This window comes from Klebsiella sp. P1954, from assembly GCF_018199955.1.
GTDB classification, from domain to species: domain Bacteria; phylum Pseudomonadota; class Gammaproteobacteria; order Enterobacterales; family Enterobacteriaceae; genus Klebsiella; species Klebsiella pneumoniae.
Genome location: NZ_CP073373.1, coordinates 3,979,069 through 3,995,226, shown reverse-complemented (window position 1 = coordinate 3,995,226; position 16,158 = coordinate 3,979,069). Strand labels below are relative to the sequence as shown.

The window sequence follows — 16,158 nt, the reverse complement described above, 5'->3', positions numbered from 1 at the left end:
ACATCAGCGCAATATTACAATACTGTCTGCCACAGTAATGAACACGTTGAATATTAAAGCCATATCTTCACACCCTGCCCTTTTATAACGCTTTACAATTTCTTTTACCAACCGCTCAACAGGATAGAAAATATGTCAGGACTTGTTTGTTTAGGTGATGCTACTACTCATGGAGGTAAGGTCATAACCGCATCTTCAACCATGTTTATTAACGGCGTGCAGGTTGCATTGGTAGGAGATTTAGTTTCCTGTCCTAAACACGGGGTTAATCCTATACAGGAAGGTGATTCGACAGCGATGGAACAAGGTAAAAACATCGTCGTGAATAATTGCCAGTGCGCATGTGGATGCCGTGTCATAAGCTCCCAATCGGTAAACAGTATAGAGTCATAATATGGGATGGATGATACCCGTAGTACCGGAAATAAGCCCCCTTCCTAAACCAAATTACAGACGTTGGATTATATTGTTAATTCCCATATTAACCATAGGTGGACTGTGCGGGCTATTTATCTTTAATCTTGTTACATATGGTGACGTATTGATATATGGCATATTACCAACATTATTCCTCTGGTTATGCACCATGGGCGTTGTGATTAATAAATATGAACAATCCGTTGCCTCCTGCCTGGCGTGGAATACTGAAAAAGAGCAAATAAAAGAACACTGGCGGAAATGGAGTCAAAAACAATTAGCAGTAGTTGGCAATGTTATTTACACTCCAGATGGCGAAGGAATAGATTCATTACTGGGACCACTTAAGGATATTCCTGCATATCCACAAAAAGCGAGACCCCTCTCTTTTCCATTGCGCAACACTATCACTGCAATAACGAGTAACATCCATCAAAACCTGGAGCATCAGTATCCAGGTTATCGCAACTATTTGCAGACAATTTATATATTACAGTCTAAAAACAAAGAGTGTAAAACAATAGAGCAAGCGGTTCTCTCGCAGTGGGATCTGGTTCCAGAGACAGTCAACTCCATTGAATGCATTGAGTCATTCTATGATAATGAAAATTTCGACGGTTTGGTTTTAGTCATTTGCCTACAACGCTGGTCAGGAGATGCCTCTGGCAAACACAGTGAATTAGTTTCTGGTCAGTTAATTTCTTCTTATTCATTTGCAAAACGACATGCCATCCCCGTTATCGCTGGTATAGGTCGAACCATGACATTAGAACCCGAGGGGCTGGAATCGAATTTAAATACACTAGTTGAATACAATCAATTAAATAAAAATAAGTTACAACACATCTGGGTTTCTAATATTAACAATGAACTAATAGAAAACATTATGCAGTATGCTAACCAATACGAATGGGAACTGCCAAGGAGACAGCCGTTGCACATGATTGACCATTCTTTTGGCCCAGGAAGTGAGTTAGCATTTCCATTATCCCTGGCGATATTAACTGAAGCCACCAGGAAAACGAGCAAAGAACAGTTGGTTATTTGTCAAAAATCACAAGAAATTGAAACAAAGTGGCTTTGTTTAATTACACCAGGCCACTATTTTGAGCGTGAGGAAAAATAATGCATACTGCGCGCTATGGTTTCTGGGGCTATCTTCTTCTTATTATAGGGCTGGCAGGAATTTGTGCCTTATTGATTTTCATTAATCAGGATTTGTTGGCAAGGAGAGGAGTATCCGCCCAACAGGCGTGGTCACTATGGGGAGGGATATTTGCAATCCTGTTATTCGGACTGGTGTGTTCACCATTCTGGTGGCTCAGGAAACAAAAGAAAGAGCAGACGATTTATCGGCCTGAAGTGCCGGCCAAAAATGAAAAGCGACTATCTGATGATTTTTACATCCTTCTTAAATCAAAACTTCGGTCCCGCTATGGCCTGCTCTGGCGACATAAAGTCCGCCTGCTATTGGTGATGGGGGAATCGACGCAGGTGGAAGCGATTGCACCAGGATTAACGGCGCAGCGCTGGCAGGAAGGCGAGCACACAGTGTTAATATACGGAGGCTCCGCGTCGGCAGCCCCGGATACGACACTTTTGACATCCCTGAAAAGACTGCGCCATTTCCGTCCGCTGGACGGCATTATCTGGCCGCTGACGGAAAAACAATGTTGCCAGACGGCGCAACTGGATAAAGGTTGGCGTGAGCTGGCTACCTGCGGACAATTGCTCGGTTTTCAGGCCCCGTTATATCTGTGGCAAGTTTGTGATGGCGGTGGTTATCAGGCTGGACGTACGCTACAAAGCGTCGGTTGCCTGTTGCCTGAACACTGCGTGCCGGAACAACTGGCGTCGCAGCTGGAAGCGCGGACACTGCAGTTGACCGCACAGGGAGTACAGCAGTTACTGAATAACGACCACCACGATTTCCTGTTACGGCTTGCCCATCAGCTCGCTGAAGGCGGTATTGTTAAATGGAAGACGGCGCTAAAACCGCTCCTTGCCGGTGGCGCGTTTTCTTGCCTGCAACTGCGTGGTCTGATGTTCAGCCCTCCGCTTACCCCCGCGCCAGAGGCCGCGATCCACGCATGGTTGCCATCGCCGGTATGGTTGGGCGTGACTGGCGATAATGCGCGGGGGCGCAGAGTGGGTTTTCCGTGGTGGCGCACTATGTTAGCGATCTGCGCCTGTGTGCTGGCGGTATGGGTGGCCGGAATGATGACCTCCTTTTTCGCCAACCGTGCCCTGATTCAGGAAATCGGGATACAGGCGACGCGGGCGCGCGATATCCGCCTGCCGCTTTCAGAACAACTGGCCGCACTGCATACCTTACAGAGCCAACTCGAGCGTCTGCAGTACCGTATTCGCCACGGTGCGCCGTGGTATCAGCGTTTCGGTCTTGAACGTAACGCGCACCTGCTCAGCGCCGCCTTTCCTTGTTATGCCCAGGCAGCAAACCGGCTGGTGCGCGATGTCGCAGCCGCGTATCTGCAGCAACAATTGAACGCCTTTATCGCCCTGCCGCCGAACAGTCCGCAACGCACCGCAACGGGAGAACAGCGTTATAAACAGCTTAAGGCGCTGCTGATGATGTCCCGCCCGGAAAAATCTGACGCCGCCTTTTTCAGCACCACGCTGATGGCAGAGCATCTACGCTATGCAGCTGTACCGGAAGGTACCCGGCAAAGCGTGCTGCCATCGCTGCTGACCTTCTGGATGGCTAATCTGCCGGAGCATCCACAGTGGAAAATCGCCCCGCAGCCGCAACTGACCAGCGCGGTACGCAAAATTCTGCTGCGCCAGATTGGGGTGCGCAATGCGGAAAACACTCTCTATCAGAACGTCCTGAAACAGGTCTCCCGTAACTACGCCGATATTACGCTGGCAGACATGACCGGCGACACGCTGGCAGACCCGCTTTTCAGTACCGAACAGACCGTACCGGGAATGTTTACCCGTCAGGCATGGGAAGGACAGGTAAAAGAGGCAATAGAACAAGTGGTCACCGCCCGGCGCGAGGAAATCGACTGGGTGCTCAGTGACCGTCGGCAGGACGCATCCGCCGATATCTCGCCTGAGGTGCTGCGCGCCCGCCTGACCACACGCTACTTCACCGATTTCGCCGGTAGCTGGCAGGCCTTCCTCAACAGTATTCGCTGGAATAAAGAGGACTCGCTTTCCGGCGTGCTTGACCAGTTAACGCTGATGGCTGATGCCCGCCAGTCGCCGCTGATTGCGCTCACGGATACCGTGGCATGGCAGGCGGCAACCGGAAGGGAAAGCGCAGGCCTGTCGGATTCATTGGTAAAGTCGGCAAAAGCACTGTTTAACGGCAAGGAAAATACGTCGCATGCCGTCCGTAAAGATGAAACACCGGCGGGACCAATGGACAAAACGTTTGCCCCGCTGTTGCGACTGATCGGGGATACAACCGGAGGGCGGGGTGATACTCAGCTCAGCCTGCAAACCTGGCTGACCCGCGTCACCCGTGTGCGCCTCAAGCTACAACAGGTGATTAACGCCCCCGACCCGCAGGAGATGACCCAGCAGCTGGGGCAGACCGTATTTCAGGGGAAAACGGTCGATCTTACCGATACCCGCGATTATGGCCGTCTGATAGCCGCCAGTCTGGGTGAAGAATGGAGTGGTTTTGGCCAGTCGTTGTTTGTTAGCCCGGTGGAGCAGGCATGGCGACAGGTGCTGACGCCCGCAGCGGATAGCCTTAACCGGCAGTGGCAGCGCGCTATTGTCAACCTCTGGGAGCAGGATTTTGCCGGGCGCTACCCGTTCAAAGACACAGCGAATGACGCCTCACTTCCCCTGCTGGCGCAGTACCTGCGTGACGACGGGCGGATAAATCAGTTTATTGCCACCAACCTCACCGGAATGTTGAAACGCGAAGGCCGGTACTGGGTGGCTGACACCATGAACACGCAGGGACTGGCGATCAACCCGGCGTTTTTACGCGCCCTGAATCGCCTGCGCGATGTGGCCGACACAGCCTTTGCCAGCGGCGATGCCGGGGTACATTTTGAACTGATGGCAAAACCGGCACGTGACGTGATGAAAACGCATCTGGTGATTGACGGCCAGCAACTGGAATATTTCAACCAGAAAGAACGCTGGCAGCGTTTCAGCTGGCCGCATGAGCAGTGGCAGCCCGGCGCATCGCTGAGCTGGACCAGTACGCAGAATATGGAACGTATTCTGGCCGACTTCCGGGGAAGCTGGAGTTTTATTCGTCTGCTGGAACAGGCGCAGGTCACACAGCTGGACAGCAGCAGCTTTAAGCTGCAGTGGCAAGCGCCGGACGGTCTGCCGCTGCATTACCTGATGCGCGTCGAGCAGGGCAAAGGCCCGTTGGCGCTTCTGACGCTGAAAAACTTCCGCCTGCCTGGGCAGCTATTCCTGACAGAGAAAGGGGCGGCGGACAGGAGGGAATATGGAGAGGATGAGTGACTGACTGCAACTGTAAACCCGCTGGCGGGTAAAGGCCCCTGCAACCAGAAGCCGCCATATGCCTGACAGGAAAAGCCTCCACGACAGGCCATTATCATCACCGGCTATTAAGGAAATGCTCATTATGGATGATTTAACCCAACGCTATTACGAAGCCGAAATGCGCTACCTGCGTGAAGCGGGTAAAGAGTTTGCACAAGCGTATCCTGATCGCGCCGCTATGCTCAATCTCGATAAGCCCGGCGCGCGCGACCCTTATGTCGAACGTCTCTTCGAAGGTTTCGCCTTCCTGATGGGCCGCCTGCGGGAAAAACTGGATGACGATCTACCTGAACTGACTGAGGGGCTGGTGAGCCTCCTGTGGCCTCATTATCTGCGTACAATCCCGTCGCTGTCGGTGGTGGAACTGTTAACCGATCATCGGCAAATGAAGCAGAGCGAAACACTGAGTGATTTTCAGGTGCTCTCGAGGCCCGTCGGCGAACACCGGACACGTTGCTGCTACAGCGCCACGCGGGATATCACCCTGCTTCCGCTGGCTTTACCAGAGGTGTCGTTACAGTACGAACAGGATGGACGCTCGGTTATCCGTCTGCGCTTTGAGTGCAGCCCGCTGGCTGGCGACGGGTTACAGATTGATTTATCGAGACTGCCGCTCTATCTCAATGCGGACAGTCCGCTGGCTTGTGCATTACACCGGGCGCTGACGCTGGGGGTGCAGCAAATCTGGTTTCGCCTGCCGGGGGAGGAACGTCGGACACTGGACGGCTATTTTTCCCCGATGGGGTTCGGTAAGGACGATCCGCTCTGGCCAAAAGGCGAATCGGCCTTCAGCGGCTACCAACTGCTGCTGGAGTATTTCACCTTCCTCGAGAAGTTTATGTTTGTCGCCCTCAACGGGCTGGAGAATGTGGTCTGGCCGGCAGGAATGAGTGGATTCGAAATTGACGTGGTGCTCGCGGAAAGCTGGTCTCACGATCTGCCGTTCAGCACCGAAAATATCCGCCTGCACTGCGTACCGGTGATCAACCTGTTCCCGCTGGAAGCCGATCCACTGCATCTTTCTCCGCTGGAAAATGAATACTTGCTGCGCCCCATGCGTATTCAGGACGGGCATACGGAAATTTACTCCGTCGATAATATTATTTCTTCGCGACACACCGGCAGTCAGGCATATGTGCCCTTTTCCAGTTTTCGCCACCGGGGCGGGATGTTGCGTCACGATTCGCCGGAACGTTATTACCATACGCGGGTAAAACGCGGCCCTTCCGGTTTGCATGATACCTGGCTGATCCTTGGGGGCGACGCATTCGATATCGACCGCCTGCTGGAAGACGAAACCCTGTCCCTGAGTCTGACCGGCACCAACGGTCAGCTTCCGCGTAAAGCGCTGCAGAGCACGGTGCTGGACACCCCCGTCTACGCCACGCAGCATACACTGCGGGTGCGCAACCTGTGCGCGCCGACGCAGCCCTGTTATCCCCCGGCGCGTGACCGTTTCCACTGGCGGGTTCTCAGCCACTTAGGCTCCAACTTCCTGTCAATGATGGACAACGCCGAAATCTTGCGCGGCACGCTGGCGCTGTACGACTGGACGGAAAGCGAAATGAACCGACGCCGTCTGGAGGCAATCGTTGACGTTCAGCATCACCTGATTCAGCGTTTTGAAAAAGGTTTTCTACTGCGCGGCGTGGATATTCAGGTCACGCTGGACAGCAACGGTTTCGCCGGCGAAGGCGATATCACCCTGTTTGGCGAACTGCTGCACCGCTTTTTCGCCCTGTATGCCGACATCCACTTATTTACTCAGTTGACGCTGATTCTGCAACCTACAGGAAAATGTTTGCAATGGACAGAACACCACAGCCAGCGCGTACCGGGCTGACGGAAAGGCTTGCTCCGGACATTAACCGAATTAACTTTTACCGTTTCTGCCAGCTTCTTGAACAAAGCCAACCACAGACGCCACTGCTGGGGAGCACAACCAATCCGGCAGACGATCCTGTCCGTTTTCGTCCACATCCGGGGATGGGGTTCCCGGTAAGCGAACTAAAAAGCGTCGAACAGGATTTGGATCATCCTGACGCGCCACCCACGGTGCGCACCACGTTTCTGGGGCTGTACGGTGTGGATTCACCGCTGCCGACAGCCTATCTCGACTACATCGCGCAGCGCCGGGACGGCCATGAAGCGATGATGGCGTTTCTGGACATTTTTAACCATCGCTTTATCACTCAGTACTATCGTATCTGGCGCAAATATAATTACCTTACGTCGTTTGAACCGGGAGCCGTGGATAATATTTCCCGCTGCCTGCTGGGGTTGATTGGTCTGGGCATTCCCGGCAGCGAAAATCATATCGCCACGCCGGTCTCGCGTTTTCTGGCATTACTCAGCGTGATGCGTCTGCCGACGCGTACAGCAGAAGGCATAACGGCGCTGGTCAGATTACTGGCCCCCCAGACGCAAGCGACAGTTATCCCGCACGATCCACAACAAATTGTCCTGCCTGAACCTGCGGGTTTATCAAAAAGATCACGTATTTGCCTGAAAACTCGGGCACTGCTGGGCAACACCGGCACTGACGTTAACAGCCAGTTACTGATGAAGCTGTATACCGAAGACGACGGAGAGGCACGCGGCTGGCTGCCGGGCGGGCAACTACATACCGACCTGCTGGTGCTGTTGCGTGTCTATCTGGGCTGGCGCTACCAGGCCCGCCTGCAACTGACCTTGCCCGTCAGTCTGCTGCCTCCGGCACAGTTAGGAAATCAGCGCGTTCAGGTAAGCCGAACGGGCGTGCTGCGGGCGTCTTTTGCTGCCCCAGTCGCCGGTACGGTCACGGTCAGTCTCGGGCGTTATCAGGGACTCATGCCCACATCATCCACCCGCGACAGGGAGAGTGTTACTCATGTTTCTTACACCCTATAAACGACATGCAGTCAGCGTATTTGCCGCCGTGACGCTGCTGAGCGGCTGCGGTCTGACTCAGAGAGTGACTGACGGCACTAAAGAAGTGGCATCGGCGATTTTCTACAAGCAGATCAAAACGCTGCATCTCGATTTTGTATCGCGCAGCGCGCTGAATACAGATGCGCAAGACACACCGCTTTCCACGATGATCCATGTCTGGCAACTGAAAACACGTGAGCGTTTTGACGAGGCCAACTATGACACGCTACTTATGCAGGAAGAAAAAACGCTGAAATCAGATGTACTGGCCAAACATACCGTCTGGATGAAGCCAGCGGGTGCGGTTTCCCTGAATGTCCCTCTGGATAAAGAGACCCAGTTTATCGCCATCGTTGGTCAGTTTTATCACCCCGATGAACAAAGCAACAGTTGGCGATTGGTACTCAAAAGGGATGAACTGGAAGCTGACAGGCCCCGCACCATAGAGCTGATGAGAAGCGATCTCCGCCTGCTCCCCCTTCAGGATAAGTAACCGATGGCAGCATCTTCTTTATTTGAAATGCTGACTTTCAGCTTCAGTGGCGAGCTGCCGCTGGAGCAGGTCAGCGAGCGGGATCAGCTTATTCTCTCCGTTATGGACAACATGCAGCGCATCATCAACTGCCGGGCAGGAACGCTGGCGCATTTACCGGATTATGGTTTGCCGGACCTCAGCATGATTCATCAGGGAATGACCGCGGGTATTCATGGTTTGATACACCAGATAGAAGAGACGTTACTGCGCTACGAACCCCGCCTGAGCCAGTTGCGCGTGGAGCTGCAGCCGCAGCCACGTCCGGGGCATCTCAATTATCTTATTTATGCCCAACTTCCCGATACCGGCTGGATACGCTTTGATGGTATATTTTCTGCGGAAGGCCGGATTGTGCTGCGTCATCTTAAACAGCAGGAGCGCGCGTGACTTATGTCAGGTAGCGCACCTTCATTGAGCTTGCAGATTGCGCCAGAAAAGTAACAAGGAAAATCAATTTATTGATTTTCGGCTGATAACCACAAAGGAGGAAAAAACACGCTTTTTCCTTTTTTGCCAACAACCTGAAACACCCTCAAGGGTGTTTTTTTGTTTCTGCCGCCGGCAAAACCTCTGCCGAAAACGGGAACGGCCATTGCCGCCCCCATCTCCTGCTTACCCCTTCGGTAACACAATATTGCTTGCCGCCAGCATGCCCATGCGATGGTACATCGCGCAGGCCGCCTCGACGATCGGCATCGCCAGCGCCGCGCCGCTGCCTTCTCCCAGACGCATGCCCATATTGAGATACGGTTCGAGGCCCAGGTGCGCCAGCGCGATACGCGCCCCCTTCTCCGCCGAATAGTGGGACGGGATCAGATACGGTTTCACCTCCGGCGCTATCTGACACGCCGCCAGCGCCGCCGCGTAGGAGAGAAAGCCATCCAGCACCACCGGCAGCCCACAGGACGCCGCCCCCAGCATGACACCGGTCATCCCCAGCAGATCGAAACCACCGACTTTGCTCAGTACGTCGAGGCCATCATTCGGGTCGGGCTGATTGACGGCGATAGCCCGCCGCACCACCTCCACCTTGTTGCCAACCTTCGCCAGCGGCAGATTGGCGCCAATCCCGACCACCTCCTGCGCATCGCTGCCGGTCAGGACGCTGACGATCGCTGCCGCCGGCGTGGTATTGGCCATCCCCAGTTCGCCGACGCCAAACAGGGTAACGCCCTCCTGGGCCAGCGCGCGGGTGTAGCGCATCACCTCCAGCAACAGCTCCTGCCCCTGCTCACGGCTCATCGCCGGACCGCGGGCAATATTGCCGCAGCCCCGCGCCACCCGCATATCCACCACGCCGGGGAGCGGTTCGCTATCGATACCGACATCAATTACATGCACTTTCGCCCCGGCCTGGGCGGCGAGCACGCAGACGCCGGTGGTGCCGCGGGTCATATTTGCCGCCTGGATGGCGGTGACCGCCTTCGGCGAAATCGCCACCCCTTCGTCCCACACTCCATGGTCGGCGCACATCACCAGCAGGGCCTTTTTCGCCACCTGCGGCTGGCCGCCCAGGCCGGGCATTCCCGCCAGCTGCACCGCCAGCGCCTCCAGACGCCCGAGGCTGCCGGGGGGCTTGAGTAAGCCGTCGATGTGTTGCTGTGCCCGCGCCATGGCGTCGGCGTCCGGCGCGGGGATCGCCCGCAGAACCGCGTTTAAATTTTGCATACAGAATCCCTGCCAGGGCTGGCCCGGTCAGCCAGCGATTGAGTTATTTGATTTTGACGCCGATGCCGGAGACCACCAGCCAGACCGCATCCGCCGCGGCCGCCAGGCGCTGATTGACCCGCCCGGCAATATCGCGAAAATGCCGCGCCAGGCGGTTCTCCGGCACAATGCCCATCCCCACCTCGTTGGTCACCAGCACGACGTGCGCCGGACAGCGCTGACAGGCGGCAATCAGCACGCCAATTTCGTCATCAATAGCCTGTTCCATGGCGGCGTAATCCCAGCCGTCGGGGTCGCTGTCGCCGCCGAGCGCGAACAGCAGGTTGGTGACCATGGTGGTGATGCATTCCAGCAAAATCGCCTCCTCTGGGGCGATAGCCGGGGTGATCAGTTCATCAAGCTGCTGCCAGCGCTCGGCGGTGCGCCAGTGGGCGGGCCTGCCGTCGCGATGATGCTGGATCCTTGCGGCCATCTCGTCGTCCAAGATTTGCGAGGTGGCGATATATAACACCTGCGGCGCATCGGCAATCAGCGCCTCGGCATGGCGACTTTTGCCGCTGCGCGCGCCGCCGGTAACCAGAGTCAGCATAGAGGCTCCTGATGTTGGCGCATGATGGCGTAAATTTTATCGATGGCGATATGTTCGCGCATGGCCTCGGCCAGCCGATCAAACTGCCGGGTTTTATAGCGGGCATACTCCAGGGCGCTGTCCAGCGGCGCCAGCCCTTTGCGCTGGCGCAGGCCGTTGAGCAGCGCCCGGGTAAAGGCATCGCTGTCGAACAGGCCATGGAGATAGGTGCCGAACGCCAGGCCGTCGTCGCTTATCGCCCCGTCGTCCACTGCCTGCCCCGCTTTATGCAGCTGCAGCAGCGGCGGGCAGCCTGCCTCGCGGCGCGTCTCGCCCATATGAATTTCATAGCCACTGACGCGCAGCCCCGCCGCGTCGGCTAACCAATCCGGGAGCGCAGACCCCAGGGTCGCCTGCACCTGGGTGGTGGTTTTGTGCTGGGCGAAGTGGGTCACGGTCTTCAGCACCCCCAGCCCGGGCTGGGCGCCAAGGCCAGACTCCACCTCATCGATAATGGTTTCGCCCAGCATCTGATAGCCGCCGCAGATCCCCAGCAGCGGCACCTTGCGCTGCCGGGCCTGCTCGACCGCGTGCGCCATGCCGCTCTCGCGCAGCCAGCACAGATCGCCGAGGGTATTTTTACTGCCCGGGAGAATGACCAGGTCGGCGTCGGCCAGCGCCTGCGGATCGCGGACATAGCGCACCCGGACGTCTGGCTGTGCCGCCAGGGCGTTAAAGTCGGTAAAATTGGCGATATGCGGCAGGTGAACCACGGCGATGTCGATATCGCGCCGGTCGGTGCGATGGTATTTCCCGGCCTGCAGCGCGACGCCGTCCTCATCCTCGAGATCCACGTCAAGCCATGGCATAACGCCCAGCACCGGCACCCCGGTCAACGCCTCGATTTGCTCTATCCCGGAGCGCAGGAGCGCCACATCGCCGCGGAATTTATTGATGATCACCCCTTTCACCCGCGCCCGCTCCTGAGGCTGCAGCAGCGCCAGCGTGCCGTAAATCGCGGCAAACACCCCGCCGCGGTCGATATCGGCCACCAGGATCACCGGGCATTGCGCCATCTCGGCCATGCCCATATTGACGATATCGCGGTCGCGCAGGTTAATCTCCGCCGGACTGCCGGCGCCTTCCAGCACCAGCGCCTCATACTCTCCGGCCAGGCTCTGGTAGACCGCGAGGATCTGCTCGCGCAGGCGCGGCTTGTACTGATGATAGCTCACCGCGTCCATGCTGGTCGCCACCTGCCCCATCAGGACCACCTGCGCCTGACGGTCGCTGGTGGGCTTGAGCAAAATCGGGTTCATGCGGACATCCGGCGCAATCCCGGCCGCTTCGGCCTGGAAAATCTGCGCCCGGCCCATCTCTTTGCCATCCGGCGTAATGCCGGAGTTCAGCGCCATATTCTGTGATTTAAACGGCGCGGTACGCAGCCCATCCTGATGAAAAATGCGGCACAGTCCCGCCACCAGCACGCTTTTCCCAACGTCGGAAGCCGTGCCCTGCAACATCACTGCCAGCGTCATGATGCCTCCTTTATCGCGCCTATCGCGTTGTTGTGCATCCGCTGAAAAAACTCCGCCTCGGTTTTACACAGCGGCAGCCCCAGTTCGCTATGAAGTTTCACCAGCCACGGCTGGGTCAATCCTGCCCGGTCCATCGTCTCCGCGCAGGCAAATACCTCGCCGGGATCCCCCGCGGCCAGCACTTCGCCGTGACGCAGAACGTAAACGGCGTCGCTCACCTCATAGATCAGATCGATATCGTGGCTGGAGATCACCACATGCCGGCCCTGCCCGACAATGCGGCGGATGATGGCGATCATCTGCGCCCGCCCGCGTGGGTCGAGGCCCGCGGTGGGCTCGTCAAGCAGCAGGTAGCGCGCCTGCAGCACCAGCGCCCCGGCGATTGCCACCCGTTTTTTCTGCCCATGGCTGAGGCACTGGATCGGCTGCTGGCGAAACCCCTGGGCATCGACGAGGGTCAACGCCTCATCCACCCGGCGGGCGATCTCCTCTTCCGCCACCCCGAGGTTACGCAGACTAAAAGCGATATCGCTGTCGATATCGGTATAGAAGATTTGCTGATCCGGATCCTGAAACACCGTCGCCACCTGCTGGCGCAGCGCCAGCAGACCGCGCTTGCTGTAATTCAGCGCCTCTCCCTGCCACAGCACCGCCCCCTGCTGCGGGCGCAGCAGGCCGCTCAGGTTCATAAACAGCGTCGACTTTCCGCAGCCGTTGGCCCCCACCAGGCCGGTCACCGCATGGCGGGAAAAATCCAGCGTCAGCCCTTTAAGTACCGGCTCATCCTGATAGCGAAACCAGAGATCGGTTGTGGCAAGCATACTTATCCTTAGAGGTGAAAATCACCCTGGTACAATTTGATATCCAGCGCCGTGCTCATCTGTTGATAGCGCAGGAGGACGCGGGTGAACAGCAGTCCCACCAGCATCGCCAGCGAGCGATAGCCCTGCGGCACGCTACCATAGCCAAAACGCAAAGTTTGCGCGCGGTGAATCGCCATCGCCTCGTCTAACAGAATAAAAATGAAGCGCCAGGTCAGCAGGATCTGCTCCGTCAACAGCCGCGGTACGCGACCGCGCTTGAGTAAAATAATCAACTGGGGGAAAGGCAGATTAAGCACCAGCCAGAGCGTCGCCGCCATCGCCGCCAGGCTGCGCCAGAAGGTCTCCCCGGCCACGGCCAGCCCCTGGGCGGAAATCCCTATCGAGAAAGCGCCCAGCCGAAAGCTCGCTAACAGCATCTGCGGATCGCGGCTGACGCTGAACAGAATGGTCAGCACGCCGACCAGCAAAAAGCCAAAGGGTAGCGCCATCCAGCGGCACCAGCGCCAGAATGAGACCCGCAGCAGCCAGCAGGTCAGCGCGGCGGTCAGCGCCAGCGTCAGCGCCTGGCCCCACGCCGGCAGCGTAAAGGCCAGCGCCATCAGCAGCAGCCAGAGCAGAAACTTACGCTCTGGCTCCACCTGCAGCCAGCGGCTCTGGTAGCTGAGTCGGTCAAACCCGGTCATCACGGCGCTGTCTGCCCCTCGCATATCCGAGAATGTAAAAAATCACCGCCGCGCCCAGCGAGCCCTGCAGGGTAAACAGCAGGCTCTCAATCTCGCCGCTCGCCGGTTCATATAGCGGCTGGAACCAGGGTTGATAATCCGGCGCCACCACCTGGATCTGGCTCTCCGCTTCGCCGTCCGAGCCGCCAAACTCGCCGCCGTGGTTAATAAAAAATGGCAGGATCATCAGGGCGGCCACCATCGCCAACAGGATCAGGGTCTTTTTCATATTAATGTGCCTCCGCGGCGATCAGTCGCCGTTTGGTTAGCTGATCGTAGATCATCACGGTGAGCAAGCCTTCCGCGATGGCGATCGGGATCTGCGTCAGGCAGAAGATGCCCATAAACTTGGCGATCGATCCGCCTGCCCCGGTTGCCGGATCGGGAAAGGCCACCCCGAGCTGGACGGAGGTGACAAAGTAGGTCATCAGATCCGCCAGCATGGCGCAGAGAAAGACCCCGACATCGCGACGGATCCCCGCCCGACAGGCCAGCTTCCACACCAGATAGCCGACCATCGGGCCGATCACCGCCATCGACATCCCGTTGGCGCCAAGGGTGGTCAGGCCGCCATGCGCCAGCAGCAGCGCCTGGAACAGCAGAACGATCGCCCCCAGCACCGCCACCACGCCCGGCCCGAAGAGGATCACCGCCAGACCGACGCCGGTCGGATGCGAGCAGCTGCCGGTCACCGACGGGATCTTCAGCGCCGAAAGAACAAAAATAAACGCCCCGCAGAGGGCCAGCAGCACCTTCTGATTGCTCTCTTCCTGAACGATACGCCGCAGGCGCACCAGGCCGTACCACAGGCAGGGTAAAAACAGCAGCCACCACGCCAGCGCCCACATCGGCGGCAAAAAGCCCTCCATGATATGCATGGCGAACGCCTCCTGCGGGACGATGATCAGCAGAACAGCGGCCGCCAGCCCCCCATACGAAAGCTGCTTCAGCGATTTCACCTGATTCATTACGCCTCCTCCCACTGTTTGTTAACCAGGATGGTCGAGAAATAGGGCAGCGGCTGGTCATCGCTGACCTCGCGCAGACGGCGCCAGCACTGCTCGCCCGGCAGGGTGGCCTCTGACATCATCAGCGCCGCATCCAGCAGCCCCGCCTGCGCCAGCAGCGCCTTAATGCGGGCGAAGCGGCCGTAGACTTTCATCAGCACCAGACTGTCATGCTGGCGCAGCGCCGCGGCAATGTCCGCTTCCGGCGCGGTGCAGGAGATCACCGCCAGCGACTGCTGCTCCATGGCCAGCGGGATTTTCGCCCGCGCGGCAATGGCGGCGAAGGAGGTAACGCCAGGGACAATCTCCAGCCAGTCCGGGCAGCCAATCCGCTGCAGCAGAAAGACCCAGGTGCTGAACAACATGGCGTCGCCTAGGGTGATAAACCCGACCTGCCTGCCCGCCGCCACCTCCTGGGCCAGCGCCGCGGCAACGTCGTTCCACACCGCCTCTTTTTCCGCGCTGTCGGCGCTCATCGGAAAATGGCAGCAGCGGACCTCCGTGTGTGCGCCCAGGTACTCGCGTACGATGGAGAGCGCCAGGCTGTCGCCGCCTTTGCGGCCGGCTGGCGCATACAGCACATCCAGCTGGCCGAGGATCCGCGCCGCACGCACGGTGATCAGATCGGCCGCCCCCGGCCCGCTGCTCAGGGCGTATAGTTTGCCGCTCATGCTGCTTTCTCCATCGTGTCGTTCAGCGCCTGCTGCAGATGGGCGACAAACATCGCCCGCACCGCCGGATTCTCCCCTAACCCGTTAAGCCACGGCGTGGCGGGGATACCGGCGGCATTGAAGCGGGTTTTCCACGAATCGTCTTCGTCAGAGGCCATATCATTAATGGCATGATCGCCGGCCACCAGCATCAGCGGCATCAGATGCACGCCGGTCACGCCCTGGCGGGAGAGTTCGTTAATGACGATGTCCACTTCGGGATAGCTTTCCACCGCCCCCACCCGCGCCGGAAAACCCAGCACCGCCATCATATGATCCAGACAGGCGTAGGCCGCGAAGGCGTGGTGGCTGGCGCCGTGCCCCATAAACACCACTCGCTCCGTCGCCGCCAGCGGCGGCATCTGCTGGCGCAGGGCCTGCATCAGCTGCACATAATCGCCATGACCGCTCAACAGCGGCGCGCCCAGCGTCAGACGCTGAAAGCGCGGGCGCATGCTCTGCACTTCGCGAACGATCTTCTCGTACTCGTCGCCGTTGATAATGTGCAGGGACTGGATAGCCACATCCTGGTATCCCTGCTCGGCCAGCTTTTGCAGAGCCTGCAGCGGAGTATCGATATGAATACCATCGCGCTGCTGCAGTTTGCGAATAATCATCCCCGAGGTGAAGGCGCGGAACAGCGTGCGATCCGGGCAGCTGGCGGCCAGATCGCGCTCGCAGGCGGCGATGTTCTTCTCGCGGGTGTCGTGATAGCTGGTGCCAAAGCTCACCACCAGAAGTGCTTTTTTCATATCC

General features: G+C 57.7%; 17 protein-coding genes. 7 read left to right on the top strand and 10 right to left on the bottom strand.

From position 1 onward, the window contains the following. Positions 1-132 precede the first annotated feature (132 nt). The 7 genes from KB890_RS19270 (at position 133) to tssE (ending at position 8,752) form a co-directional block, all read left to right on the top strand. Complete coding sequence (locus KB890_RS19270) at positions 133-393, top strand: PAAR domain-containing protein (RefSeq protein ID WP_020325073.1); 261 nt, start codon at positions 133-135, stop codon at positions 391-393. A 1-nt stretch (position 394) separates the two neighbouring features. Further along, on the top strand, positions 395-1,543 hold the full coding sequence (locus tag KB890_RS19265) for a hypothetical protein (RefSeq protein ID WP_004181147.1): 1,149 nt from the start codon (positions 395-397) through the stop codon (positions 1,541-1,543). Next, entirely contained in the window at positions 1,543-4,878 is a 3,336-nt protein-coding gene (locus tag KB890_RS19260) for an ImcF-related family protein (RefSeq protein WP_004181148.1), read from the top strand. Before KB890_RS19265 ends, KB890_RS19260 begins: the two co-directional genes overlap by 1 nt. A 124-nt stretch (positions 4,879-5,002) precedes the next feature. After that, a complete protein-coding gene (tssF, locus tag KB890_RS19255) occupies positions 5,003-6,763 on the top strand; it encodes a type VI secretion system baseplate subunit TssF (protein WP_004181149.1) in 1,761 nt (586 codons plus the stop codon). Beyond that, positions 6,727-7,809 carry a type VI secretion system baseplate subunit TssG gene (gene tssG / locus KB890_RS19250; RefSeq protein WP_004181150.1) on the top strand — a complete coding sequence of 361 codons (1,083 nt, stop codon included), beginning with the start codon at positions 6,727-6,729 and terminating at the stop codon, positions 7,807-7,809. Before tssF ends, tssG begins: the two co-directional genes overlap by 37 nt. Beyond that, the gene (gene tssJ, locus KB890_RS19245) at positions 7,790-8,323 is read left to right on the top strand and encodes a type VI secretion system lipoprotein TssJ (RefSeq protein WP_004181151.1); all 534 of its coding nucleotides are present in this window, start codon (positions 7,790-7,792) and stop codon (positions 8,321-8,323) included. The genes tssG and tssJ overlap by 20 nt, the downstream gene beginning before the upstream one ends. Before the next feature lie 3 nt (positions 8,324-8,326). Beyond that, positions 8,327-8,752, top strand: coding sequence for a type VI secretion system baseplate subunit TssE (tssE, locus tag KB890_RS19240; RefSeq protein WP_004181152.1), 426 nt, complete (start codon positions 8,327-8,329; stop codon positions 8,750-8,752). Positions 8,753-8,820: 68 nt separating this feature from the next. Here tssE and KB890_RS19235 read toward each other — a convergent pair whose 3' ends face one another. Genes KB890_RS19235 through cbiK form a run of 10 tightly spaced genes read right to left on the bottom strand, consistent with a single transcriptional unit; the run spans position 8,821 to position 16,154 of the window. Further along, entirely contained in the window at positions 8,821-8,958 is a 138-nt protein-coding gene (locus tag KB890_RS19235) for a hypothetical protein (protein WP_153236425.1), read from the bottom strand. Between the two features lie 19 nt (positions 8,959-8,977). Beyond that, a complete protein-coding gene (gene cobT / locus KB890_RS19230; protein ID WP_004181153.1) occupies positions 8,978-10,033 on the bottom strand; it encodes a nicotinate-nucleotide--dimethylbenzimidazole phosphoribosyltransferase in 1,056 nt (351 codons plus the stop codon). Positions 10,034-10,076: 43 nt separating this feature from the next. Further along, positions 10,077-10,622, bottom strand: a complete 546-nt coding sequence (cobU, locus tag KB890_RS19225) for a bifunctional adenosylcobinamide kinase/adenosylcobinamide-phosphate guanylyltransferase (RefSeq protein ID WP_004181154.1) — start codon at positions 10,620-10,622, stop codon at positions 10,077-10,079. After that, on the bottom strand, positions 10,616-12,139 hold the full coding sequence (locus KB890_RS19220; RefSeq protein WP_004174595.1) for a cobyric acid synthase: 1,524 nt from the start codon (positions 12,137-12,139) through the stop codon (positions 10,616-10,618). Before KB890_RS19220 ends, cobU begins: the two co-directional genes overlap by 7 nt. Further along, a complete protein-coding gene (locus tag KB890_RS19215) occupies positions 12,136-12,960 on the bottom strand; it encodes an energy-coupling factor ABC transporter ATP-binding protein (protein ID WP_004181155.1) in 825 nt (274 codons plus the stop codon). Before KB890_RS19215 ends, KB890_RS19220 begins: the two co-directional genes overlap by 4 nt. An 8-nt stretch (positions 12,961-12,968) precedes the next feature. After that, a complete protein-coding gene (locus tag KB890_RS19210) occupies positions 12,969-13,646 on the bottom strand; it encodes an energy-coupling factor ABC transporter transmembrane protein (protein ID WP_004181156.1) in 678 nt (225 codons plus the stop codon). Beyond that, positions 13,633-13,914 (bottom strand): energy-coupling factor ABC transporter substrate-binding protein, encoded by a 282-nt coding sequence (locus KB890_RS19205; RefSeq protein ID WP_002915619.1) that lies wholly within the window; start codon positions 13,912-13,914, stop codon positions 13,633-13,635. Before KB890_RS19205 ends, KB890_RS19210 begins: the two co-directional genes overlap by 14 nt. A gap of 1 nt (position 13,915) precedes the next feature. Then, positions 13,916-14,653 carry a cobalt ECF transporter S component CbiM gene (cbiM, locus tag KB890_RS19200; RefSeq protein WP_002915621.1) on the bottom strand — a complete coding sequence of 246 codons (738 nt, stop codon included), beginning with the start codon at positions 14,651-14,653 and terminating at the stop codon, positions 13,916-13,918. Next, on the bottom strand, positions 14,653-15,363 hold the full coding sequence (locus KB890_RS19195; RefSeq protein ID WP_004181157.1) for a cobalt-factor II C(20)-methyltransferase: 711 nt from the start codon (positions 15,361-15,363) through the stop codon (positions 14,653-14,655). Before KB890_RS19195 ends, cbiM begins: the two co-directional genes overlap by 1 nt. Beyond that, positions 15,360-16,154, bottom strand: a complete 795-nt coding sequence (gene cbiK / locus KB890_RS19190; protein ID WP_004181158.1) for a sirohydrochlorin cobaltochelatase — start codon at positions 16,152-16,154, stop codon at positions 15,360-15,362. The genes KB890_RS19195 and cbiK overlap by 4 nt, the downstream gene beginning before the upstream one ends. Between the last annotated feature and the right edge of the window lie 4 nt (positions 16,155-16,158).